This window comes from Aliikangiella litoralis (assembly GCF_052495765.1).
Genome location: NZ_CP199292.1, coordinates 60,325 through 84,652, shown reverse-complemented (window position 1 = coordinate 84,652; position 24,328 = coordinate 60,325). Strand labels below are relative to the sequence as shown.

The window sequence follows — 24,328 nt, the reverse complement described above, 5'->3', positions numbered from 1 at the left end:
AAATGTATTTATATCGCTTTGCCATGAAAAAACTACCATTCGGTTTAACACCGGATACTGAGCTATTTTGTCCTTTAGCAACGCATAGTGAAGCAATTAATGTTTTAAATTTTGCACTCAATAGCGGCGAAGCATTAATTAAAGTCGTAGGTGAAGTTGGTACTGGTAAAACGATGCTTTGTCGCCTATTGATTAATCAGCTTTTAAAAAATAGAAAAGTTGCCTACATACCTTATCCAAAACTCTCAGCGAGAGAATTGAAATTTGCAGTTGCACGTGAACTTGGTATTAGAATGACAGATACCTGCCGAGAAGATCAACTCACTCAAAGAATTCAAACACGTTTATTAAACCTTAATAAAAAATATGGTTCAGTTATATTAGTTATTGATGAAGCCCAACAGCTTGATAAAGAAGGGTTAGAAACATTAAGATTATTTACAAACTTAGAAACAGAACAACATAAACTCTTGCAAATCGTTTTATTTGGTCAACCAGAGCTCGATAAAACACTGAAATTTCCTGAACTCAGACAAATTCAGCAACGAATCGTCTTTAGCTACCAGTTAAAATCATTAACACGCCAACAGACTCATCAATATGTTAATTCTCGGCTAAAAGCTGTAAGCAATCAAAAAACACATTATACCTGGTTAGCTAATCAATTGGTTTTTAAATATTCACGAGGTATACCAAGACTGATTAATATTTTATGTCATAAAGCGCTTTTATTAGGCTTTGGACAAAACAATCAAGCAATTACAGCATTAAATTTGATGAGAGCGGCTAAAGATACAGAATCAATTAATACAAAAATACAAAATAATATTACTTCTATACTCACTTTGTTTACTTTATTTGTCAGCGGTTCTGCAATGGCCTACTGGGGGTTAACGTGAGTTTAATTAATCAAGTATTAAAAGATTTAGAAAAAAACACTAAACAAAATCAACCTCTTCAATTCAATACAATTGCTATTGAAGAAAAAAAATCTAATTTTTTTATCGGCACTATTATTTCAACTATTTTAATAACTACTTGTTACTTGTTTTATGTGTTTTATAAACCAGACCCCTCACTACAAGTACAAGAAAAAAACAAATTAAATATTACTTCTCAAAAAATAATTCAAGCGAATAAAACTTTAGGTAAAGAGGTAGCGCTAACAATAAATACAGCAGAACTAACCTCTGAGCCAAAAGAAATTTACGCAAAACCCTCAAAGCCGATTAAAGTAGCCCAAGTTAAAAAATCACCTGACTTAGTAGTACCTAAAAATAAACCACTGGCTAAAAGCACAAAGAAGACTGAAGTTTTAGCCAATTCTCAACCAGTACAGAATAATAAACTTAAAACCAATAATGTCATCGGCAAAAACCGACTTACCTCCTCCAATATAAAAAAAGAATCACAAGAAACTCTACTCAAAAAGCGTTTAAAACAAATTAGAAAAAATCATAGTTCTGATAATATTCTAGCAACACAGCAGGCTATTGATTTGTTACTTAAAGATAATCCTGATTTTCATACAGCTAGACAATACTTGATAAAGGTTTGCTGGAATAATATTCAATGCAATGTGCCAGAACTTTTTAAAATAGCGATCAAATTATATCCCAATTACGTCAACTATCGACTTTTAGCTGCTCGTTATTTTTTTGATAGACAACAGTTTGAGTTAGCTGAAAAGTATTTACTGGTTAAAGATAACCCAATTAATAAAAATATTAATTTAATACAAATACGAGCATTAACTCGGCAAAAGCTCAACAAACATAATTTAGCCATAGCAGATTATGCCACTATCTTAGAATCTAACCCAACGAGAGGAGATATTTACTTAGCTATTGGGATCTCTTTTGATGCAATCGGTCAAATAAACAAAGCTAGAAGAAGCTTTCAAAGTGCATTAGCAGATCAACGGCTATCAACTAAACAACAACAATTCGCTGAAAATAAGATTACTAGTTATCAAGGTTAAACATGTTATTAAAGAAAGTCCGACTGGGCGACTTACTCGTAGAAAAAAATGTCATCACTGAAAAGCAATTAGATGATGCATTAAAAGAACAAAAATCTAACCGTAGGCGGCTCGGTAAGTTATTGGTTAGCCTGGGGTATGTTGATGAAAAACAACTCTTAATATTGTTAGCAGAGCAGCTTCAGATAGAGTTTATTGATTTAGTCAGATTTAAAATTAATACTGATGCTGTTAAAAGACTCTCTGAGATGAATGCTCGTCGCTTTCGGGCTTTAGTCATTGATGAAAAAGAAGCTGATTATTTAGTGGTAATGGCGGATCCGACTGACTTAGATAAGTTTGATCAACTTCAAGAAAAACTCGACAAGCCAATTAAACTTTGTGTTGCCATTGAATCAGAAATACTAGCGAATATTGATAACCTTTATCGAACCGATAATGAAATTTCTACACTGGCAGAAGAGTTAGAAGATGAGTTAAGCGAAGATAGCTTTGACTTGCCCGGTCTTAATGAAAATGTTTCTAATGAAGAAGCGCCTGTTGCTAAATTACTGCAAAGCCTGTTTGATCAGGCAATGCAAATGAAAGCTTCAGACATTCATATTGAACCAGACTCATCCGTGTTAAGAGTAAGAATGCGAGTTGATGGACAACTACAAGAACAAATTATTAAAGAAACTCGAATAGTACCTGCACTAGTTCTACGGTTAAAACTCATGTGTGGCCTAGATATTTCAGAAAAACGAATTCCGCAAGATGGCCGTTTTCGAATTAGAGCCAGAGGTCATGAAGTTGATATCAGACTTTCTACTATGCCAATTCAACATGGCGAATCAGTTGTAATGCGTTTGCTCGATCAAAGTTCAGGCCTACTTAAACTAGAACAAACAGGTATAGAACCTAAAATTCTTCGTGAAATCAGAAAACTACTAGCCTATCCTCACGGCTTAATTTTAGTAACAGGTCCAACGGGGAGTGGTAAAACAACGACACTTTACTCAGCCTTGTCTGAACTAAACTCACCGGAAAAAAAGATTATAACTATTGAAGATCCTGTAGAGTACAAGTTATCTCGCGTTAATCAAGTTCAGGTGAATAATAAAATTGGGCTGACTTTTGCTAAAGTATTACGAACTGTTTTACGTCAGGATCCGGATGTGCTGCTAGTTGGCGAGATGCGTGATCAGGAAACCGCAGAAATTGGTTTGAGAGCCGCCGTTACAGGGCATCTCGTTCTATCAACACTCCATACCAATGATACTATTTCAGCTGCTATTCGACTTGCCGATATGGGCGCAGAACCTTATCTTTTAGCTTCTGGTTTACGTGGCGTTATAGCCCAAAGATTAGTAAGACGTATTTGTGCATTTTGTAAAGAAGACTATCATGCCGACGAAAACGAATCTCTTTGGTTACAAAAAGAAAGTGAGCTTGTAACAGAAAATACAAACTGGAAATACGGTAAAGGCTGTATTCAATGCCATAATACTGGTTATCGTGGACGAGCTGCTATTTTTGAAATATTACTCCCTAACCAAGGTATGTTAGAAGCTATTAGAAAGAAAGATTACTCGGCTTTTAGCCGACTTTCTAAACAGTCAGAATTTTTTACTCCTTTAAGTGAGTCTGCAATTAACCTAGCTTTAGAAGGGATCACTAGCGTTGAAGAAGTGTTAAGAGTCTGCGAATCAATTGAGGAAGTGGAGTAAAACTTTGCCAAATTTTGAGTATCGCGCTAATACTTCCACAGGAGAATCTATCTCCGGTACGATGGAGGCAGTCAATAAAGAAATTGTTGCCGACAGACTTCTTGCACGGGGTAATGCCCCGGTATTAATAAAAGAAGTTGCTGAGCAACAAAATATTTTTGATTTAGATATTGGAAAACTACTTCAATCCAAAAAAGTTAAACTGCAAGATTTAGTGATGTTTAGCCGTCAAATGCATAGTTTAACTAAAGCCGGGATCCCATTAACCCGAGCAATGGCGGGATTATTAGAAACTACCAACTCACCAGTTTTAAGAGAAGCCCTGGAAGCTATCAATTCTGATCTGAATTCAGGTAATAACTTAGCCTCTGCCTTTGCTCGTCACAAGCATATTTTTTCTTCGATTTATATTAGCTTAATCCATGTGGGTGAAAATTCCGGTAGGCTTGAAGAAGCCTTTAAACAGATAGCCGAATACCTAGAGCTAGAACAAAAAACTAAAAATAGAATTAAAAGCGCAACTCGATACCCTATGTTTGTTTCGTTAGCGATTACAGCCGCAATCGTTATTATTAATATTTTTGTAATGCCACAGTTTACCAAACTGTTTGAAGCGTTTGATGCAGGAGAGCTACCACTGCCAACAAGAATATTAATGGCAACTAGTGATTTTTTTCTTAATTATTGGCCTTACTTATTAATCGGTACATCTGCTGCTGTTTTTCTTTTTATGCGTTATATTCGTACCCCAAAAGGAAAATATTGGTGGGACCAAAAACGGCTTAAATTCCCAATTATTGGTGATATTATTTATCGTTCGCTATTAGCCCGCTTCTCACGAACCTTTGGTATGATGATTAGTTCCGGCGTTCCATTGATTAATGCATTGAATATCGTTGCAGAAGTCGTTGATAACGACTGGGTTGCAGAACATGTTCGCTCCATGAGAACAGGTGTTGAAAAAGGTGAATCTATTTTACAAGTTGCCACTAGAACCCAGTTATTTTCACCACTCGTTCTGCAAATGATAGCCGTTGGTGAAGAGACAGGACAACTTGATGAAATGCTTGGACAAGTCGCACTATTTTATGAAGAACAAGTTGATTATGACTTAAAAAAATTATCAGACAATATCGAACCTATTCTGATCGTTTTTATTGGTGCGATAGTATTAATACTAATGCTCGCGGTTTATCTACCGATGTGGGAATTAACCTCCCAGGCAAGAAATGGCTAGTGTACTTTTATCCACCAATTCAAAAAGTAGTTATTTTTATTTTGGATTAATCACAGGGATATCTCTGGCAGCAATCTATTTTTTAACTTTTAAGAAACCAAGTTCAGTGAATAACTTTCATCGACAAGCATTTGAGCTAAACTATTCCGCTTTTGCTAACGGTATTCGTTTAGCCAATTATCAACATCTCGCCAGCGATCAGCAAGCTTCGAATAAGCCCATTCAGAAAATGATTAAAAATAATCTTATTTTCAATAATAAAGGCTATCCAATATCAAAAAAAATCATTCATGAAAAACGACAAATGCCTAATAGTGCACTCGACTGTAAGTATATTTGGGACAGCGTTTTAGGCCCTTTACGGCCCGAACTTTCTATCTCAAAACCAGCCAAAGGCTACTGGGTTAAACTATCTACAGAAGATATTTGCGTTATTCAAACGACCGATTTAAGCGACCTTACTATTCAATATCATGCCAATATGGGAAAAGTCACAATAGTCAGGGTAACAGACTAATTTTTATGGAAAAACTTGTTTTTTTTACTACACTTTAATTAGTTATGTTTCATTAGCCAAAATAAGGCATTCAAAACGGGGATTTTAATGTGAAAAAACTCAATACGAACACGCAGGGTTTTACCCTAATAGAATTAATTGTGGTCATTGTTATTTTAGGCATCATGGCTGCCATAGCAGTGCCTAAATTTGTGGATTTGCAAACAGATGCAAGAGCTTCTGTCATTAGAGGTGTAGAAGGTTCTATTCGCTCAGCAGCAACATTAGTTTATTCTAAATCTTTAATTAATGGCACTGAATCTCAAGCTACTGATTCAGTCTCTATTCCAACTGGAACTGTAGATACAGTTTTTGGTTACCCTGCAGCAACCGCAACTGGTATTAATGCGATTGTTGATATCACTGGCGCACCATCCATAAATTTTGCTGTATCTGCAGGAAACGCCACCTATACTTACGATACAAGGGCCACTTGCATAATAACTTATGAGCCTGCAACCGCAACTACCGCTCCAGTTATTACGGTAGATGATGGCGGCTGTTAAGTAGCTTCGATATAACTATGTTAAAAACAAAGCCGCCGAAATATCAGGCGGCTTTTACACTTTTAGAGTTAATTGTCGTTATTGCTGTTCTGGCAATTGTCGCCACTTATGTTTTGACCAGACCCGATTCCAGTAGCGCTTATCGAAATGACTCAGTGATTGAGCAAATTATTTCTTCTGGCCGCTTAGCACAACAGCTCAGTATGAATGACTCTGCTCGTGCATTCGTACTTTCAATTCAAGCCAATCAAGTTAATTTATTAGTTGATGGCTCCCCTTTTGTCTCAGGCAATATGAGCTATCCACTCAACTTTGGCTCTCAAGTGACGCTTTCACCAATAACCAATATTACATTTTCTAGTTTGGGTGAAACAACGGCAACCACTATCAATGTACAAGTTGATACAACAAATCAAGTTTGCTTTGAAGCTAGCGGACATATACAACGATGCTAGTCAACCAATTAGCTGCCATTAAAAACCACGGCTACTCATTGATTGAGTTAATTGTCACTATTGTATTAACCACGATTGTTATGGTGTTATTTTATAATATTTTTGGACAAAGCCAACTCGCCTCAGTCTCACCTGTCATGCAAGTTAAAGCCGCTCAATTAGCACAAGGTTACCTGGAAGAAATTAGCTTAAAGCGTTTTGATGAAAATTCTCCGGCAGGCAATGGACAACGATGCAATTCTCCTTCGGCACCTGCCTGTAGCGGTAGCTTAGCCAACGATAGTGAAACGCGAGCACAATTTGATGATATTGATGATTATAATGGATTAACAGATGCTCCTCCGCAAGATGCACTAGGCAATGTTCGAACGGGCTTTAATGGTTTTTCTGTGAGCATTACAGTGACTTATGCAGGAGGCGATTTTGGTTTTGCAGCTCAAGACTTAAAACGTATTCAATTAACAGTTACTTCGCCTGAAGGTGATCAATTTACATTTACCAATTATAAGGGAAACTTCTAATGAAAAGTTTCTCTCGAATAGTTGGGTTTACTTTAATTGAGTTAATTATTGTTATTTTACTGACAGCCATACTTGCTATTTCATTATCGAGTTTAACTCAGTATTCAGTGTTCGGCTATATTGATGCCAAAGATCGCAATCGATTTAGCCAATCAGCTAAATGGATCACTGAGCGAATATCAAGAGAAGTGAGAGAGGCGCTGCCACAAAGTATTCGCGTGCGTACATCTGGCGATATTCATTGTGTAGAATTTATGAATATTATTAACGCATCCACCTATTTAGATTTACCTGCTAGCGGTAGTGTTACCAGTTTTAATGCGGTTGAATTTGATTTAAATTTTTCAGCGGGTTTACTGGTTGCCATCATGCCGATTGATGCGGCAAGTATTTATAGCGGTAGCGGTACACTAGCGAATGTAGCATCCGTTGTTGATGTTGGTAATGAGGTGACTATCAACTTAACCGCACCAACAACTTTTAGCAGGCGTTCGCCACAAAATCGTTTCTATTTACTTAACTCACCTGTTTCATTTTGTTTAAATAATAATAATGGACAAATTACACGCTATTCTGGCTATACCACCAGTGGCACTCAACCTGTTCCACCAACAGGCGGAAGCAGTGCATTAATGGCTGAAAACTTTTCAGCCAATGGTACTGTATTTAACTATCAAGCAGGCACCTTAACTCGTGCGGGCCTGTTACAAATGAACTTTAGAATACAAAACCGAAACCGTAATTTAGCAGGCAACTCTGAATCATTTGAAGTTTTTCATGAGGTACATATTCGTAATGTTCCTTAAAATAAAAAACAAAACGAACCATCAATTCAAAACCACCCAATATTCACGTGGTTTCAGTATGACTTTTCTATTATTTACTATTGTCGTTATTAGCTTATTAGCCGCAGCTTTAATTCGATTAAATTCACAATCTAATTTAACCAATGCCCAACAAGTCATTTCAACTCGTGCTTTTTTTGCGGCGGAATCCGGTGCACAACTGCAAGCAATGCGTTTATTTCCAGTGGCAGGTGGTGCAGCGACCTGTGCTAATCAAACTTTTAACTTTACTGGCTCGGGCATTAACGGATGTACTGCAACAACAACCTGTGCGGCAACTACAGTTAATAGTAAAAATTATTACCAGATTACCAGTGCGGGGCAATGTAATGCGGGGCAACCACTGCAAGCGACCAGAACAATTGAAGTGCGCTTGCAGGATGTTAATTGAACATTTATTATTTTAATAAATAAAACCTCAACTATATAAGGCTCTTTCATTAAAGTTAATTTATTTTTAAATAATATTTTAAAACTTTAAAGTTTCCTTTCTTAAAGTAAACTTTAATAATAAAAAGTCCCAAAAATAAATTAGACAATATAGTAGAGTAGCTTTTACTTCTACCTCAAAACTATTTTGATATAAGAATAAAAACAGCATTGCCAAACTTGTAACTAATATTATTATTATTCCACTAATCTTTCCTTTATATATTAAGTAAAGAGAGATTATATCAATTAGAAATAGAATCATTTTTAAATAGTCATAAATGCTATACTCTAAACTTAAACGTTCCATCCTATTATAAATAGGAAGTACAAAAAATAGCGAAATAACAAGTATTACATTTATGACAATTAAAACGATACTAATATATTGTAATCTAGTCATATGATTTTCATTTTAAAGTACACTTATGCGGTTTTTGTTTTTCATCTGGACATAGATCTTTCACAAAATCTTCAAAATTAGGAAATGTCCTTGCGCCAAATTTCCCTAAGTTTAATCCTCTAATATTGGAACCTAAATTTGCCTTAGAAAAATGCTCTGTATTACCTGCAGCTGCGGGAGCTATCATATATATTAAATAGGCTAACTCAGAAGAGCCAGGCCCATAAGTTTGAGTAATACTCCAACCTACTTGAATATATTGTATATCATAGGATAAATTATTTCGATGATCTATAAAATTACTAGAATCACCAGGTCCTCCTCCAGATGGTACAACTTCAGAAGATAGCAAATTCCTATCAAAAGGTAATCCATTAATGAAAGGGTTAGTCAATACACCATTCGCTAATTCTTTCATCGCTTCACATAACGTTTTTAAGCCTAAGGGATCGATATACATTATCGGGTTTGCTAAAACATACCCATAAGTATTAACTCCACCATTCAAACCAATCAGATCACTCTCAATATACCGTCCAATCTCAACATCATAATCCCTAAAGTAATTATAGTGCAATCCACTCTCATCATCATAATACTGTCCAGGAAAACGGTGATCTTGAACAATATTATTCACTTCAATAATCGCTTTACCAAATGGCGTATAATAAGCTTTCCATTGCACTACGCCACTATCATCAGTTAAAGCAACTGGTGTATTTAAATGATCGGTATGCACATAATAAACCGTTCCGTTATTAATACTAGCCAAACGCTGCCCATTAATATAAATCACTTGTTTCTGAACCGAACCCATAGCGCCATTCGCTTCGACGATTAAACGACCTTGTAAATCATAAATAAAGTGAGTTTTAATGCTGTTCACAACTTTTGAACTTCGCTCACCTCTATAGTTATAAGTGTAAGTGGCATTCATACCGGTTTTAGATGCAGTTTTTAAGCGCCCTTGATGATTATAAGTAAAAGTTAAATCAGCTTTCGTTAAAGTATTCCCCATTGCATCATAAGTAAAACTTTTTGCATTACTGCCTGTAATCGATGCTAATCGATGTGAGTTGGTTACATAATTATAACTGTCATTATTGGTACCTTCAGTTTTAGATAAGCGATTACTAATTTTTGATAAAGAAATTATTCCGTCAAAAAATTACGCTACTGAAAAAACAAGGATAGCTCATATTTCTTGTTTAACTTTTTTAAAAAGATTCGATATATGAAGCGACATTGATAGCTTGAATTAAAAAAAACCATATACATCATGATAATATTCTTCCATTATATCTTTTGTTTATACATAACAATCGACGAGAGTTTTTCCAGCAAAACTTTATCAAAAATATACGACAATTCGATATTAATAGTAAAATATTTCCCGCTCTTACTTCTTCTAATAGAGAACAAAAACTATCTGTTTACAATAAGTTATTTTTTCAACTTGAATTTTTTATTGCAATTAATGAGTCTTCTCTAAAAGATATATAGAAGCACCTTACCGACTTTTTTGAGATAGCTTAGTCTTTATACCAATACCAACAAATGCAAAAATAAGTAAAACAGTTATAACTATAATAATATCTCTTATAAACCTTCCAACTAATGGCGTTAATATGTTCCACTTGTGTAATATTGAAAAAGACCATGATTCGACTCGATCGACTGTACGATTTTTATCTACTAAAATTCCTGTTATCGGGTCGATAAATAGATGATGATTTTCGTTATCGTCGATAGCTATTCTCCACACAGGCAATCGCTTATTTCTAAAGTCATAGCCGTTACCAAAATGAGTAATTAACTTAGCTTCTTTGATATTCTCAGTGGTGATATTTAAATGTTCAACGGTTAACCATTTCGCTCGTTCTTTATCATTGATGTTATATTCTTTTCCATTCGATGCATCAATATAAATTGCCCGCTTTTCTTTAGGAATACCTATAAAGCGTTCTTTCTTAGAAATCACTTTGTTTATTTTGTCAGACGCAATACCTAAACGGAAAAGCAATTTATCATCAGGTGCTCTTACAAGCGTCATGGAATTAATAGCAACATCCTTATATCGATCTATCCATGCAAGTTTAGATAGATGCTCATCTTGAGTTAGGTTAAGAGGCTTATCAAGTTGCATACCTGCAACATTATCAACTAACTCATACTGAAGCAGGTGATAAAACCCACTAAAAGACCAAGCTAATATGGGAAGCCAAATAAAATAAGAAAAGACACGGTGCCAGCGACGATACTGATTGGGAATTTTTCGCCAACGCAAAACAAATATAAGTCCAATTCCAAAAATTGCCATTGCTAGCGCAGTAATCATCATCAAAGCAATCACAATTACTCGCGCAACTGGTATATCATCAGCCCAATTCCAAGTATGTAATGCTCTAAAGATAGTTTGAATGTTTGAGCGGTAACGATTAGTCAGTGATGCCAAGCTACTCGTCTCGGTGTGCACAAAAGCAACTAACTCATCATCGGTAGCATAGCTCACTCGATAGACGGGCAACAGTCTGTTGACCCAAGGGTATTCAGCTGAAAATTGATCAATAAGTTCAACAGACTTTATTTTACTGTCAGCAACACCGGTATAATAATTTGCCAACCAACGAGCTTGTAACAGATCATAGTCAGCAAGCTTTATGCCATTAGCCAAATCATAGTATTCTCTAACATTAGCATTTTTTGATGTAATCTGCAGCAATGGACCAATTTCTGATGGAACAACTTTAGCAACATTAAAAGACTCTTGAGTCATTCGCATGAGCGTTGCAGGTAAATTATTAAGTTGCTCCGAATTAGTTGTTAGCTTTGGAGCAAAAAACTTAATTGCTTTGGGCCCTGTCCACGACATTATTGGGTGCAGCATACCCGATCCCCCCCAAACGACTAATACAAAAGCAGCAAACCACACCAACTTTCGATGCCATTGAATAATTATTTTTTTTATATTTAACATTTTTCAACCCATAATCAATGAAGAGTTACAGTTATAAACTATAACCAAGTGAGAGATAGTAACTTCTTGGTAAACCAGGACGGTATGATATATCTTGATCGTTAACTTGGTTAGAGGTATAAGTCGAATGTGTTTTGTCGGTAAGATTCATCACTCGAAAGTTAAGCTTCATTCTCTCAGAAAATTCATAGTTAATACGTAAATTAAACAGATCATGTCCACTATATTTTTGTGTATTAGTTTCGTCAGTAAAGTACTCACCAACATGTGACATTTCTAGCTCTGTTTTCAACTCAGGTATTGCGCTTGGATAATAATTAATGCTGATATTAGCTAATGATTCAGGCGCTTTTCCAATTTTATTACCTGCAAAGTTTCGATTTTCGATAATAGGTGGTCCAGGAATTACTCTTCCACATGCAGGAGAAAAGCATTGGTATAAGTAGCCGAATTCTTCATATTCTTGATTAGTTTTGGTCCAGGCAAAGCTGGCAAATAGAAAATCAGCAATTTCGCCTTGCAAACCGATTTCAATACCTTGGTGATTAGTTTCACCAGCATTGGTTATTTTACGATCATTACCATCAATATAAGTGACAATATCATCTGTTTTACTTAATTCATAAATAGCTAGTTCATATTTCCAACTTGAAAAAATATTACCACGTAGCCCTAATTCATAACTCTTACCAATTACAGGTTGTAAATTTTCTGAATCCAATGAAGATCCTGGACGAAAGAGACGTCCCACTGACGGAGCGACAAATGCATGTCGATAATTCATGTAAAAATTATGCTCATCGTTAATTTGATAAACAGCCCCTAATTTTGGGCTAAAGTTATCAAAATCAACCGATTGAGATCCAGGACGATGATGCTTTGAGTCAACAGGGTAACCGACAATATTATCAGTGTAGTCGACTTGATAATAATCATACCTTAGACCTAAACTAAAGATCCATTGCTCAATATTTTCTAGTTCCAAATGAAGGTAAGGTGAAATAATTTTTTGGATAGCATCAAAGTCATAATGCTTTTTCCCGGTCGTTTGATAACTCACATAAATATCATTTTCTTTTACAACATCGATTTTTTCTTCCAAATAAGACGACGGTGTTGTTTCTAAATCAACCCCTGTAATAAATAGTAAATTCTCTGATATTTGATTACGATATTTTGACATCATGCCATAGGAATGAAATTTGTAATCTCTAATATTGGGATCATAAGTGACCATCCAACTAGGCATCATTTTCATCTGGTTATGACGAAAGTACGGAGTCAGTGTCAATAATTCATCGGTACTTATTAGATAAGAAAATTCTGAAGATAAACGATAGGCATCAACTTTTCTAGAGCCTATGTCATCATAATAAAAGTTTTTTCGGGGTGATTAAGATAATCACCTTCTTCTAAACTTGAGACGCCACTTTGCTCAATCTTGGAATAAGAGAAAGTAGTTTTTACATCCCACTGTTGATTAATCTGATTATCATAACGAAGCGTGGTTGACTGACGAGAGTAAGAGGACTCTTCTCGATAACCATCGTTTTCAGTCAAGTTAAGATCTATTCTAATACCATCAGTATCACTTAAATTAGTACCATAACTAATTAGTCCTCTTTGCCATCCATTAGATCCTATCTCTAAGTTAGCTTTTACCTCAGTTGTATCAGGCGTGGGATTAGTAATAGAGTTCACAATCCCACCTATAGCATCACTACCATATAACGCAGAACCAGTACCTTTAATAACTTCAATACGATTACTCTGAGGAATATTTATTTCATATAATCCATTATGGTTAAAAAAACCACTAGGCCTAGTTGGAATACCATCTTCCAAAAATAAATAAACACCAGCAGTAGTAATAGGTTGACGAATGGAAGACATATGCCCTTCTCCCCCCAAATTATTAATATGCACTCCCGGAACTCGATTAAGTAGCTCTGCTGGGTGGGAGGGAGATACATCTTCGATTTCTTGACTATCAATTACCGCAATAGATTCAGGCAGTTCTAATTTAGATCTTTCTTCTTTAGTTGAAGTAACTACGATAGTATTGTGGTTATCATCATTACTTTCATTTTCATTACTCCAACAAATAGGGTTGATTGAAAAGAAAATTAAAACTAGTTTTGTAATTTTTATTCGTGCAATCATGTTTTTTCCAAACCTTATCAATACCTCAACTGGCGGATTCTAAATAATTATTAGAAGAACAAACATGTGACGAATTGTCGCAGAAGTGAACGCGTAATAAATGATTTAGATTATTAAGTGCGTTATAAATTTTGTTACCTATACATCAATCTTCTATCGGAATGACTATTTCTTAAACTTGATTTAAAATGTTAGATAGGCCTTTTTTCTCGCGACCGATTTTAGACAAAACAGGAGAAATCCTTCGACACAAGGTTTATTCATTTTGAATAAAAAGCTCTATATCATTGGTGTTTAGAGAGGAAAATTAATTTTTTAATTTAAAAGAAGCTTACACCTTGATTATCTTATATAATTCAATTTACTAGTTTGCAGTATTTTGGTTAAACTAGAATTCGTCTAAAAAAATCACTCTAATCCACCTCAAAAAGCAAGTTTATGAATGACTCATTATGTTATTGTACTTCGGGTAAAATATTTTCTAAATGTTGTGAACCATTTATCAATAAAAGAGATGTAGCAACCACAGCAGAACAACTCATGCGCTCACGCTATAGTGCTTATTGCCACAATAATGCAGCATATTTGGTCAATACACATTGGCCTATCTCACCAAATTCTAAACCGGATATACAACGAACAATCGACACAACACAATGGATAGGATTAAAAATCATTAATACAAAACTGGGGCGAGAATATGAGCAAACTGGCGAAGTTGAGTTTGTCGCTTTCTACCAAGATAATGGTATTCAACAACTCCATGAAAATTCTCAGTTTATCCGTCATTCAAAACAATGGTATTACCTAAATGGCAAACAATTACCTCCTATTAAATTAAATAGAAATGAAAATTGCTTTTGCGGAAGCGGAAAAAAATTTAAAAAATGTCACATTTAATATGACTAGTATTTAAAAGTTTATGATTAAACTCCTTATAATTAAAAAACAAAATAACAATAACTTTAATTCTTTAGTTTTATAAAAAAACCTTTTTTTCCTTTAAAAGAAGAGCATTATCCCATTTAGGGTATTTATAACTAGTTAAATCATTCTCAATTTGCTATACATTAATAACGTGTTGTATGCATTATATGGATGTTGAGTGCTTAGAACGACTTTTTAGACGCACTTAGGTGGTAATATTATGCAAGATTATCAAGACAGCGCCGGAGCTATTCGGCAAACTATTTCGTTATTAGAAACCAGTGGTGTTAGTCCCACTATTTTAGCTTCTACTCTATTGGCAGCAGCCATTGAACAATATAAATATTGTGCTCAAGACCAATCTATTGATAAAAATGATATTCGTGAGCTAGTAGAACGACTGATTTTTTAATCTGATTAAAAATATCTGCCTCAACCTTAAACTTTGAGGCAGATTGCTCTTTTGTTAACTACACAGATCGCAGTGTCTCAATTAAATCCTCAACAAACTCAGGTTCTAATTTAGGCGCTTCGTTGCTTGTTAATAAGTGAATTTTCTCCTCTCGAGTTGCACTAAAGAATTTAGCAGCAACGCCTCCCATTGAAATCAGATAAGCCCATTTAGCATCAGCTAAACCAGCACCGGTTGCAGCATCGTTACCCACCATAGCAGGATCTCCCATAGCAGACTGTCCTACTTTCACATCTCGTGCAGATTTGATTAAATTGGTTTTAATTTGTGCGGGCGTTAAAGAAGGATCTTTTTCTAGCATTAATGCACAAATACCAGCAATTTGCGGACAGGCTGCTGAAGTTCCACTAAAAATACCCCAACCATCATTCGCTGAACCTGTAGTTGGATCAATCGCATCTAACGCTGCGCCCGGCTGAACAGGTAACATAATAGATGGTGCTTTTCCGCCATTAATATTGACTTTTTTACCAGTCAAACCACAAACATCCGGCACTTTTCTCCCAGGAAATATTTTGCTGGTAAAACTGCTTGCATAATTTGATGCTTCTAAAGTTAAGTCGGGGTAGTTTACATGCACCCCTCCCACAGCAATAACACCAGGCATACTCGCAGGAAATCCATAATGACCATTTCCAGCAGAAAAACAGACAGTAATGCCAGCATTAATCGCTAACTGTACTTCCAATGCAAGTGCTTTTAAATAGGGACTTAACCCTGCCCAAGTTGCTGAACCAACATCGACGCTATAGCCCCAACTGTTAGAAATCACTTTGGCACCAGAATTTCTGGCTTTTTTGATACTGTCGATAGGATCACCCATTTTTATCGGTATTAAAGTGATGTCGGGAGCAACAGCAAAAATATTAGCCGCTTCACCAGTTCCATGACCAACATCATCACTCGCCGCATTTAAAGCGCCTGCAGCAAGTAAAGCTTTTTTTGTCCGGTAACCATGTTGGTTATAAAATGGATGTCGATAAAATCCAGTATCAGGCATGGCCACCTTAATTCCTTTTCCAGAAGCGCCTGTACGATGAGTTCTCGTTGCCCGTAAAACAAGCGCCACTTCATCAGGGACTTGTAGGTAGCGATAAGCAGGCGCATTAATTTCAGCAATAGGTGGTAAAGGACTTGGATCTGCAAAAAATTCAGGAGGCTGTGTAATAGCCATACCCTCAATTAAGCCACTTAATGATTCGGGAAGACTGACTAGTCCATCCTTTTCAGCAGAATCAAAATATTCAGATTCAATTTCGGAAGCAAAAGTTGCTTTTTGTTTTTTTAATTTTTTATTATTTAGTGATTCAAATAAACTTTTATCGCCGGAAATACTAATAGTCGCTTCGCTTTCACTTTCAATCACAAAACCGAGTTTCGCTAACTCTCTTTTTGCATCTCTTATATACTGCTTTTCTGAAGTAAAGTTTTTTGATTCATATTCAATCTCATCCTGATTTGCGTTAAACAAAGAAATATTACCGATAGAGCGTGGAGATACAACCGCAGTAATACGATCAGGAGATTGATTATCTAAATTAAAAGTTGCCATACAAAATCCTCCATGGATTAATAATGTATAAAACCAAAAATTGATTATCTTTAAAAAATAACTAGCACTGATTGTTCTTACATATTTCAATAAGTGCTAATACATTTTGCATCAATAAAACTCATGGCCAGGTGCAAAATCGATAGTATCGACCCAGTTAGATAATGAAACGGGAATAGTGGCTGGTGTGGTTAACTTGAATGAACCGTCTTTATTTTTCTCAATACGGCAAGAAAAAACTGCTTCAATGGTAGATTTCGATGCTTCTAACCTCAGAGTGCTTACCCCCGACTTCAAAGCCTTAATACCTAGTTGATTGAGCTTCTTAATTACCTTATTAAAACTTTCTTCACTTGGAACAAAGTCTAATAAATTTTCAAATTCAGGAAAATCAGTGGAACCTGCAATTGAGGACTGTGTTTTCGATTTAAGAAATAGATGGATCACTACATTATTATCTTCCATATCAAACTCGTAATAATCGTTAAATGAGCAACACAATAGGGACCATTGTGGAGAATTCCCGAAACTTTAGTATCTAATAACATTACCGTAATCGCAAACATTTTTAACCGGTATACAACAAAATACTCCATAGACTATAAGCACGAATTATTTAATAATAATTAGTAATTTAAAGCAGGTTAATTATCACAAAACCTAGATGATTACTTATTGATAAAACTCGTGGATAACTAATGTGTAGTGTGGTTAAAACACAACTAAGATCGTTGTGTTTTTGATATTGAAAGAATTAATGAAATTCTGAGAGAAATTATAAAAAATTAAAGCGACCGTTATAATAATGAAACCTGACCATCATTAACCCATTTATCCTTAAGTTCCTGCTTTAATTTTTGATACTCTAATCTTGCTTTTTCTTTTTGTTCTTCAGTAATCGACTGATAAAACTCTTGTTTTTTAAACCATTCAGTTGCTGGCGTATCTCCCAAATCCTCAGCAATTAAATGCCACTTAAACGCTTCTTCTGGTTTTTCTTCAATCATATTAAGCTCTGAAATAACGGCTGCAGCATGACGATTCCCATGATATAAAGCATTAGAAAATGATTTACGTGCCTCAGCTTTATAATCTATTTTTTCATTATAGTCAGGATGATTAGGATCATTGAGCAGATCATAATAATATCTTTCTCCTAAATGGAATGCAGCATAAGCATCACCATTATTCGCCAAGCTTTTCAATACATCTAAACCATAATTGTAATATTCTACAGGGATAAAATGACCGAGTTTTTCAAATTTTTCTTGTTCTGCTTTTTCTTCTGCGGAAATCGGGGTTGGAGGAACATAAACATCCTCTAATGGAGGTAAAAGGTTGGCTAAATCTTCTTCTGCACTGGCTTGTTCATCTTTTTCTTGTAATACAGCATGCTCTTTATCACCAAGCTTTTGCTCTGTTTTCTGTAACTGAATTGGTTCGTTATTTTGAACAATTTCTGAATGATTTTCCTGATATAAAAAGTAATTAATGACAAACCCCATTAAAACTAACGCTATAACTATATATACAATTTTTTTCATTTTATCGCCCAATATAAACTCACCAGCCTAACTGGTGAGTTTAGTTACATATAATTTTTATAAACAATATTGAAGTAAAAATTATCTAAAACAACCAACTAAGTTACCACCTGTATTATATCCATTACGTACATAATTGGCGCGTTGTGAACCTGTTCCATGAGTCGGATCACCTGAACTATAGGCAGTCATTTGTGCAGCTCTAAACAGACCTTGATAACCTAAGTTTCTTTCTCCATAGTAAGTGTATGCGCCAGAAACACAATCAGCTTGTAATTCTTGATAAGGTGGGCGTGAAAAAATACCATATTTAAATTGAATGCTATGTCCCCATTCGTGAGCAAAAACGCCTTTTGCAGCTAAATGATTTCGGTTTTCTAACGACTGTAAAAATCGAGATCCTAACTGAATGTTTTGATTACATGCATAGGCAGTAATTCCACCACGCTCACCACAAACATTTCTATCATAGTAAACGGATGGATTTGCATATTGCCCAGCCCAGTTCCTCAACTCACTATGAGTTTGATTTAAATATTGATAAGTTACTTGAGCCGCCATAGCACTACCTGCCACAACTAAACTCGCTGCTAATGTAGCTTTCGTTAATAAGCTTTTTATTTTCATCTTTTTTTACCTTGATAATTGGAGTTATTTATTCTTTCGTTTGTATGCTATAGCCTATTTATTAAATATGTTTATTGCTATAGCCCTAATAAACTACCAACAATTTAAATCAGACAATTATGGATTATTTACACTTATACTTATAAAAAAACGTTAAAGACAATCAAATTATTAGAACACCAAGCTTTAAGCTTAAGTAAAAATAATAATATAAACAAATAGTTAGACAAAACATGCATTATTGAGCACAAAAACATATAGCATAATTTCATAACAAAATAGAGAAAAGAGCACCAATAATTTCTTAAACGCTATTCAAAACAGACCTCTTCGTACTTTTTATAACAACTTTCTCTAAAAGCACATTTTTCAGCCGTACCGCAATCCTCCAACTTCGAGAAGGAGCTATATAGGCCACAGCATATATTTTAAAAACACTATCAATTTAACGCTTTTAGTTTTTTCCTAAAAAATGAAATATCTGCTTCATAGAACAATCATTTGAGAAAGCTGCTTTAAACCGTAGGATCCAGCAAACAGGGTTGTTATAATCCGGCTTTATTTACACTGCTGGAGTAAAATCTTGTCTAATACAGGTATCAATCAAGATAACCATAATATAAATAAAACGGGTATCGACGGAGCGCCTAAGACATTTCAAGAGCTGATTATGGCGCTACAACAATACTGGTCTAGCCAAGGTTGTGCAATTGTTCAGCCACTAGACCTAGAGGTCGGCGCAGGGACCTTTCACCCGGCGACATTTTTACGCTCTATTGGCCCAGAGCCATGGAACTCTGCTTATGTCCAGCCATGTCGAAGACCAACAGATGGACGATATGGCGAAAACCCTAATCGCCTCCAGCATTATTATCAGTACCAAGTGATCTTAAAACCGTCACCTAAAAATATTCAGGAATTGTACCTACAGTCTCTCAATGTATTAGGTATTGATACTTTAGAACATGATATTCGCTTCGTAGAAGATAACTGGGAGTCACCAACTTTAGGCGCTTGGGGATTAGGCTGGGAGGTATGGCTTAACGGCATGGAAGTGACACAATTTACCTACTTTCAGCAAGTAGGCGGCCTCGAATGTAAACCAGTGACAGGGGAAATTACCTATGGGCTTGAAAGAATTGCCATGTATTTACAAGGTGTGGATAGTATTTTCGATTTAGTGTGGACCGAAGGGCCACAAGGAGTTGTTACTTATCGTGATGTTTTCCATCAAAACGAAGTCGAAATGTCAACCTACAACTTTGAGCACGCAGATGTCGATTACCTGTTTGGCTACTTTGACTACTGTGAAACTCAAAGCCAACAGCTTATCGAAAAAGAGTTACCACTTCCAGCCTACGAAATGGTTTTAAAAGCCTCACATGCATTTAATTTGCTCGACGCTCGCCATGCCATATCAGTTACAGAAAGACAAAGGTTTATATTGCGTGTTCGTACTTTATCTCGCGCTGTCGCTCAAGCTTATTACGACTCAAGAAAAGCATTAGGATTTCCTATCTGTCAGCAGGAGAAAAAATCATGAGCAAACAAGATTTCCTATTTGAATTAGGTTGTGAAGAACTACCTCCCAAAGCACTACCCAAACTTGCGCAAGCATTACATAAAAGTGTTGCAGATGCCTTTCAGTCGCTGCAGTTAAGCTTTGAAGATAGTGAGTGGTTTGCTACGCCTCGCAGATTAGCCATCCGTTTTATACAGCTCGACACAGCCCAAGCCGATAAAACAGTTGAAAAACTAGGGCCAGCAGTTGCAGCCGCATTTGATTCAGATGGAAACGCCAAACCCGCAGCACTTGGTTTTGCTAAATCAAATGGGGTTGAAATCGATCAACTATCCCGTAAACAAACCGACAAAGGTGAAAGATTAGCTTTTGTTGCGGATGTTAAAGGCCAGACAACACATGAGTTAATCCAAGAAATATTACAAAAAGCAATTAACCAACTCCCCGTTCCTAAAGCAATGCGCTGGGGAGATTCTTCCAACCAGTTTAGCCGTCCAGTTCATTGGGTCCTGGCTATTCAAGGCAGCAAGGTATTACCAGTCAAACTATTTGGTTTAGAAGCAAGCAACCAGACATACGGGCATCGATTTCATTCGCCTTCTAGCATTACGCTCGAACAACCAAAGGACTACGAAGCTAAATTATTAGAAGCCAAGGTAGTTGCTTGTTTTGAGGCTAGAAAGGCACAAATCAGAATTCAGGTCGATAAGCTTGCTAATAAAGCGAATGCTATTGCTGTGGTTAATGAAGATTTGCTTGAAGAGGTTTCCGCCTTAGTTGAATGGCCTGTCGCACTATTAGGAAATTTTGATCAAGAGTTTTTGCAAGTACCAGCTGAAGCACTCATTTCATCAATGGCTGAACATCAAAAATACTTCCATTTGGTTGACAACAAGAATCAACTGATGGCTCATTTTATTACCATTGCAAACATTGAAAGCAAAAACCCTGATTCTGTAATCAGCGGAAATGAAAAAGTGATTCGCCCCAGACTAGCTGATGCAAAATTCTTTTATGATACAGACAATAAAAAACCATTAGATAGTCATATTGAAAAACTTAAAACAATCGTTTTTCAAAATAAACTGGGGACTTTGTACGATAAAACTCAAAGAATAAAAAAGCTGGGTAAAGCTATTGCAGAATTATTAAGTGCCGATTTATCACTAGTTAGCAGAGCCGCAGAACTTTGCAAGTGTGACTTAATGACTGATATGGTTTATGAGTTTACTGACTTACAAGGCATTATGGGTCGTTATTACGCAACTAATAATGGAGAGCCTGAAGAAGTAGCCTTGGCAATGGACGAAATCTATATGCCTCGTTTTGCAGGCGATCAATTACCTGAAACTCAAACCGGATTAATCTTGGCACTTGCTGAACGCATAGATACACTAGTTGGTATTTTTGGTATTGGGCAAATTCCGACAGGCGCTAAAGATCCATTTGCATTGCGCCGAGCATCATTAGGCGTATTAAGACTTATTGTAGAAAAATCATTGCGGCTTGATCTTGCTCAACTGATTGATATTTCAATTGATACTTTTGAAAATGTGGACATTTTACCGGAAACTAAAACCAAGCTTCTGGAGTTTTTTGCTGCACGTTCACTAGCCATGTATCAAGAAGTCAATATTGGTACGCAAGTCATCAACTCAGTGCAGGTACTTAATATCACTCAGCCGCTTGATTTTCAAAATAGAATAAAAGCGGTAGAAAACTTTAATCAAACATCTGAGAGCCATGATTTAGCAGAAGCCAATAAACGGGTTAAAAATATTTTAGAAAAATCTGACTTTAATCCAAATAATATAAAAATTGACGAGTCGCTGTTTGAAGCCGAAGAAATTGCGCTTTATCAAACAATTAATGAAGTATCAGGTTTTGTTGACGAACAAGTTAGCTCAGGAAATTACCAAGCAGCTTTAGACAAATTAGCGAGCTTAAAAGACGTAGTTAATAACTTTTTCGATAAAGTAATGATTAATGCTGACGATCCAAAAATCAGAAATAACCGACTAGCCTTAATTACCCAACTCAGAAATTTATTCTTGGGTATTGCTGATATTTCTTTACTTCAAAAATAACGCTTAAACCAAGCTGTGGACAAAGTTTTGTCCACAGCCATTCAATAGAATATATGACAATAAAAGAACCAGCAAACAAGTTAATTATTTTAGATAGAGATGGGGTAATCAACCTTGACTCAGATAATTACATTAAAACGCCCGATGAATGGATCCCAATAGAATCAAGCTTAAGGGCCATTGCAAAACTGAATAATGCCGATTATAAAATTGGAATAGCAACTAATCAGTCAGGTATCGCCAGAGGTTACTTTGATCTAATCACACTGACATTAATGCATAAAAAAATGGAAATGGCACTCGCAGAAGTTGGCGCACATATCAATGCACTAAAGTATTGTCCTGATCACCCGGACAACGCCGGGCCAAATAGAAAACCTAATCCGGGCATGGCCAATAAACTTATTTCCTTATTTGAAGTGCTCCCTGAAGAAACCTGGTTTGTTGGAGACTCTCAATCCGATATTGAGTGCGCAATTAACGCAAACTGTAAGCCAGCTTTAGTACTAACAGGCAAAGGCGAAAGAACGTTAAAGAAAGGTAATCTGCCAGACAATTTGCCTGTTTTTAAAAACTTAATGGAGTTTGTTGATCACCTATTAGCCGATCATAATATCAATTGATTATTAAATGAAAAAAGGTCTTGGTGTGCAGATACTAACAGTTTTATATACTTGATATTTGTTTTGAATAGCTAGCAGTAGATAGTCAATATCCACTCCTGAGAGTGGATATCATTATTCAGTTACTTTTTACCTAAACTTTCATAATAAGCCGCAATATTTTTAATATCTGCATCAGATAATGCGGCTGATTGGGCTATCATTACAGGATCGCTTCGCTTTTTCGATTTAAAGTCCTGTAACTGTTTGGCAGTATAAGCCGCTTTTTGCCCCTTAAGATTTGGGTAATTAGGAATAAAACTAATCCCATCTGGGCCATGACAACCAGCGCAAACTGCCGCCTTTGACTTTCCAGCAGCAATATCAGCGGCACTCACATGGCCCGCTAATAATGTTACAGCCGCTAGTAACAACGATAACTTTAATTTCATGCTATTTCCTCTCATCCTCAAACATCAAACTGAATACAACTTCAATAGTTGAGTATTTTACTCAATCTTTCAACGAAAGTACTGATCCAAGTTAATTATTTTAATTTTTTTCAACTATACAAACACAATAACGATTGCGGTTAACAATATTAATACTCCCATAAAAATATGTAATGCTTTTGCATATGTACCGTTATACATATATCGTTTTAATGAGTTGCCAATTAGAGTCCATAATAAGCAAGTCCCCATGCCAACAAGCAAAAAACAGCTGCCTATAATAAATGCCCTTGAACTTAAGTCTTGCGAAACACCACTAAAAGCACCCGCACAAGATACAGCAGTAATTAACCCCTTAGGATTAGCCCATTGAAAAGCAAAAGCTTCGTAAAACTTAAAAGGTCTTGATTGAGTAGTAGCAACTTTAGAATGAGTCTTGTTAAGTTGACTAGCAGCTAAAAAGTAATTAAATGCCATCCAGCTTAACCAACTAGCTCCAATGATCTTAATAGCAATAACTAACCAAGGTAGCATTAATATTAACTGTGCTAAACCCAAAACAGCTGCAGTTAGCATAGAAACAAAGCCTAACACTATACCGATAATGTGCGGCATAGTTTTCTTAAAACCAAATAAAATGCCTGATGACATCAACATAAAATTATTGGGGCCGGGGGTGATAGATGCCACAATAGCGAAAGTCAACAGACTAATTAACTGCTCATTAACCATATTAGTTGAATATCTACTTTGCTTATATT

General features: G+C 35.8%; 25 protein-coding genes. 15 read left to right on the top strand and 10 right to left on the bottom strand.

Going from position 1 to position 24,328, the window contains the following annotated elements; translation table 11 throughout:
* The first annotated feature begins 2 nt into the window (after positions 1-2).
* The 10 genes from ACT5E3_RS00405 to ACT5E3_RS00360 all read left to right on the top strand — a co-directional run bounded on the left by ACT5E3_RS00405 (position 3) and on the right by ACT5E3_RS00360 (position 8,201).
* The gene (locus tag ACT5E3_RS00405) at positions 3-899 is read left to right on the top strand and encodes an ExeA family protein (protein ID WP_444996345.1); all 897 of its coding nucleotides are present in this window, start codon (positions 3-5) and stop codon (positions 897-899) included.
* Entirely contained in the window at positions 896-1,981 is a 1,086-nt protein-coding gene (locus ACT5E3_RS00400) for a tetratricopeptide repeat protein (RefSeq protein WP_444996344.1), read from the top strand. The genes ACT5E3_RS00405 and ACT5E3_RS00400 overlap by 4 nt, the downstream gene beginning before the upstream one ends.
* Positions 1,982-1,983: 2 nt before the next feature.
* A complete protein-coding gene (locus tag ACT5E3_RS00395) occupies positions 1,984-3,690 on the top strand; it encodes a GspE/PulE family protein (RefSeq protein ID WP_444996343.1) in 1,707 nt (568 codons plus the stop codon).
* A gap of 4 nt (positions 3,691-3,694) precedes the next feature.
* Positions 3,695-4,927: a type II secretion system F family protein gene (locus ACT5E3_RS00390; protein ID WP_444996342.1), complete on the top strand. Its 1,233-nt coding sequence runs from the start codon at positions 3,695-3,697 to the stop codon at positions 4,925-4,927.
* A complete protein-coding gene (locus ACT5E3_RS00385; protein WP_444996341.1) occupies positions 4,920-5,444 on the top strand; it encodes a hypothetical protein in 525 nt (174 codons plus the stop codon). Before ACT5E3_RS00390 ends, ACT5E3_RS00385 begins: the two co-directional genes overlap by 8 nt.
* A 140-nt stretch (positions 5,445-5,584) precedes the next feature.
* Positions 5,585-5,989, top strand: coding sequence for a type II secretion system protein (locus tag ACT5E3_RS00380; RefSeq protein ID WP_444996340.1), 405 nt, complete (start codon positions 5,585-5,587; stop codon positions 5,987-5,989).
* A gap of 17 nt (positions 5,990-6,006) precedes the next feature.
* Positions 6,007-6,444: a type II secretion system protein gene (locus tag ACT5E3_RS00375; RefSeq protein WP_444996339.1), complete on the top strand. Its 438-nt coding sequence runs from the start codon at positions 6,007-6,009 to the stop codon at positions 6,442-6,444.
* Positions 6,438-6,965 (top strand): pilus assembly FimT family protein, encoded by a 528-nt coding sequence (locus ACT5E3_RS00370; protein ID WP_444996338.1) that lies wholly within the window; start codon positions 6,438-6,440, stop codon positions 6,963-6,965. Before ACT5E3_RS00375 ends, ACT5E3_RS00370 begins: the two co-directional genes overlap by 7 nt.
* Positions 6,965-7,771, top strand: a complete 807-nt coding sequence (locus tag ACT5E3_RS00365; protein WP_444996337.1) for a prepilin-type N-terminal cleavage/methylation domain-containing protein — start codon at positions 6,965-6,967, stop codon at positions 7,769-7,771. Before ACT5E3_RS00370 ends, ACT5E3_RS00365 begins: the two co-directional genes overlap by 1 nt.
* A gap of 58 nt (positions 7,772-7,829) precedes the next feature.
* Positions 7,830-8,201 carry a PilX N-terminal domain-containing pilus assembly protein gene (locus tag ACT5E3_RS00360; protein WP_444996336.1) on the top strand — a complete coding sequence of 124 codons (372 nt, stop codon included), beginning with the start codon at positions 7,830-7,832 and terminating at the stop codon, positions 8,199-8,201.
* A 448-nt stretch (positions 8,202-8,649) separates the two neighbouring features.
* Here ACT5E3_RS00360 and ACT5E3_RS00355 read toward each other — a convergent pair whose 3' ends face one another.
* The 4 genes from ACT5E3_RS00355 to ACT5E3_RS00340 form a co-directional block, all read right to left on the bottom strand.
* Positions 8,650-9,660, bottom strand: a complete 1,011-nt coding sequence (locus tag ACT5E3_RS00355) for an RHS repeat domain-containing protein (RefSeq protein WP_444996335.1) — start codon at positions 9,658-9,660, stop codon at positions 8,650-8,652.
* A 492-nt stretch (positions 9,661-10,152) separates the two neighbouring features.
* Complete coding sequence (locus ACT5E3_RS00350) at positions 10,153-11,619, bottom strand: hypothetical protein (protein ID WP_444996334.1); 1,467 nt, start codon at positions 11,617-11,619, stop codon at positions 10,153-10,155.
* 31 nt (positions 11,620-11,650) lie between these two features.
* Positions 11,651-12,928 carry a TonB-dependent receptor domain-containing protein gene (locus ACT5E3_RS00345; RefSeq protein ID WP_444998628.1) on the bottom strand — a complete coding sequence of 426 codons (1,278 nt, stop codon included), beginning with the start codon at positions 12,926-12,928 and terminating at the stop codon, positions 11,651-11,653.
* A gap of 50 nt (positions 12,929-12,978) precedes the next feature.
* A complete protein-coding gene (locus ACT5E3_RS00340; RefSeq protein ID WP_444996333.1) occupies positions 12,979-13,782 on the bottom strand; it encodes a TonB-dependent receptor in 804 nt (267 codons plus the stop codon).
* Between the two features lie 438 nt (positions 13,783-14,220).
* Here ACT5E3_RS00340 and ACT5E3_RS00335 point away from each other — a divergent pair, with 438 nt between their 5' ends.
* Both ACT5E3_RS00335 and ACT5E3_RS00330 read left to right on the top strand, forming a co-directional pair.
* Positions 14,221-14,682 carry a YchJ family protein gene (locus tag ACT5E3_RS00335; protein WP_444996332.1) on the top strand — a complete coding sequence of 154 codons (462 nt, stop codon included), beginning with the start codon at positions 14,221-14,223 and terminating at the stop codon, positions 14,680-14,682.
* A 247-nt stretch (positions 14,683-14,929) separates the two neighbouring features.
* Positions 14,930-15,121: a hypothetical protein gene (locus ACT5E3_RS00330; RefSeq protein ID WP_444996331.1), complete on the top strand. Its 192-nt coding sequence runs from the start codon at positions 14,930-14,932 to the stop codon at positions 15,119-15,121.
* A 58-nt stretch (positions 15,122-15,179) separates the two neighbouring features.
* Here the strand turns inward: ACT5E3_RS00330 and ACT5E3_RS00325 are convergent, their stop codons facing one another.
* From ACT5E3_RS00325 to ACT5E3_RS00310, 4 genes are all read right to left on the bottom strand, one after another.
* Positions 15,180-16,733 (bottom strand): S8 family serine peptidase, encoded by a 1,554-nt coding sequence (locus tag ACT5E3_RS00325; RefSeq protein WP_444996330.1) that lies wholly within the window; start codon positions 16,731-16,733, stop codon positions 15,180-15,182.
* Positions 16,734-16,844: 111 nt separating this feature from the next.
* Entirely contained in the window at positions 16,845-17,198 is a 354-nt protein-coding gene (locus tag ACT5E3_RS00320) for a hypothetical protein (protein WP_444996329.1), read from the bottom strand.
* 332 nt (positions 17,199-17,530) lie between these two features.
* On the bottom strand, positions 17,531-18,277 hold the full coding sequence (locus ACT5E3_RS00315) for a hypothetical protein (RefSeq protein ID WP_444996328.1): 747 nt from the start codon (positions 18,275-18,277) through the stop codon (positions 17,531-17,533).
* Positions 18,278-18,358: 81 nt separating this feature from the next.
* Positions 18,359-18,904 carry a hypothetical protein gene (locus ACT5E3_RS00310; protein ID WP_444996327.1) on the bottom strand — a complete coding sequence of 182 codons (546 nt, stop codon included), beginning with the start codon at positions 18,902-18,904 and terminating at the stop codon, positions 18,359-18,361.
* Between the two features lie 670 nt (positions 18,905-19,574).
* Between ACT5E3_RS00310 and glyQ the strand changes: the two genes are divergently transcribed.
* Genes glyQ through gmhB form a run of 3 tightly spaced genes read left to right on the top strand, consistent with a single transcriptional unit; the run spans position 19,575 to position 23,136 of the window.
* Positions 19,575-20,447 (top strand): glycine--tRNA ligase subunit alpha, encoded by an 873-nt coding sequence (gene glyQ, locus ACT5E3_RS00305; RefSeq protein ID WP_444998627.1) that lies wholly within the window; start codon positions 19,575-19,577, stop codon positions 20,445-20,447.
* A complete protein-coding gene (glyS, locus tag ACT5E3_RS00300) occupies positions 20,444-22,513 on the top strand; it encodes a glycine--tRNA ligase subunit beta (protein WP_444996326.1) in 2,070 nt (689 codons plus the stop codon). Before glyQ ends, glyS begins: the two co-directional genes overlap by 4 nt.
* Before the next feature lie 53 nt (positions 22,514-22,566).
* Positions 22,567-23,136, top strand: coding sequence for a D-glycero-beta-D-manno-heptose 1,7-bisphosphate 7-phosphatase (gene gmhB, locus ACT5E3_RS00295; protein ID WP_444996325.1), 570 nt, complete (start codon positions 22,567-22,569; stop codon positions 23,134-23,136).
* Positions 23,137-23,258: 122 nt separating this feature from the next.
* Here gmhB and ACT5E3_RS00290 read toward each other — a convergent pair whose 3' ends face one another.
* Both ACT5E3_RS00290 and ACT5E3_RS00285 read right to left on the bottom strand, forming a co-directional pair.
* The gene (locus ACT5E3_RS00290) at positions 23,259-23,567 is read right to left on the bottom strand and encodes a c-type cytochrome (protein ID WP_444996324.1); all 309 of its coding nucleotides are present in this window, start codon (positions 23,565-23,567) and stop codon (positions 23,259-23,261) included.
* A 114-nt stretch (positions 23,568-23,681) separates the two neighbouring features.
* Positions 23,682-24,299 carry a LysE family translocator gene (locus ACT5E3_RS00285; RefSeq protein WP_444996323.1) on the bottom strand — a complete coding sequence of 206 codons (618 nt, stop codon included), beginning with the start codon at positions 24,297-24,299 and terminating at the stop codon, positions 23,682-23,684.
* Between the last annotated feature and the right edge of the window lie 29 nt (positions 24,300-24,328).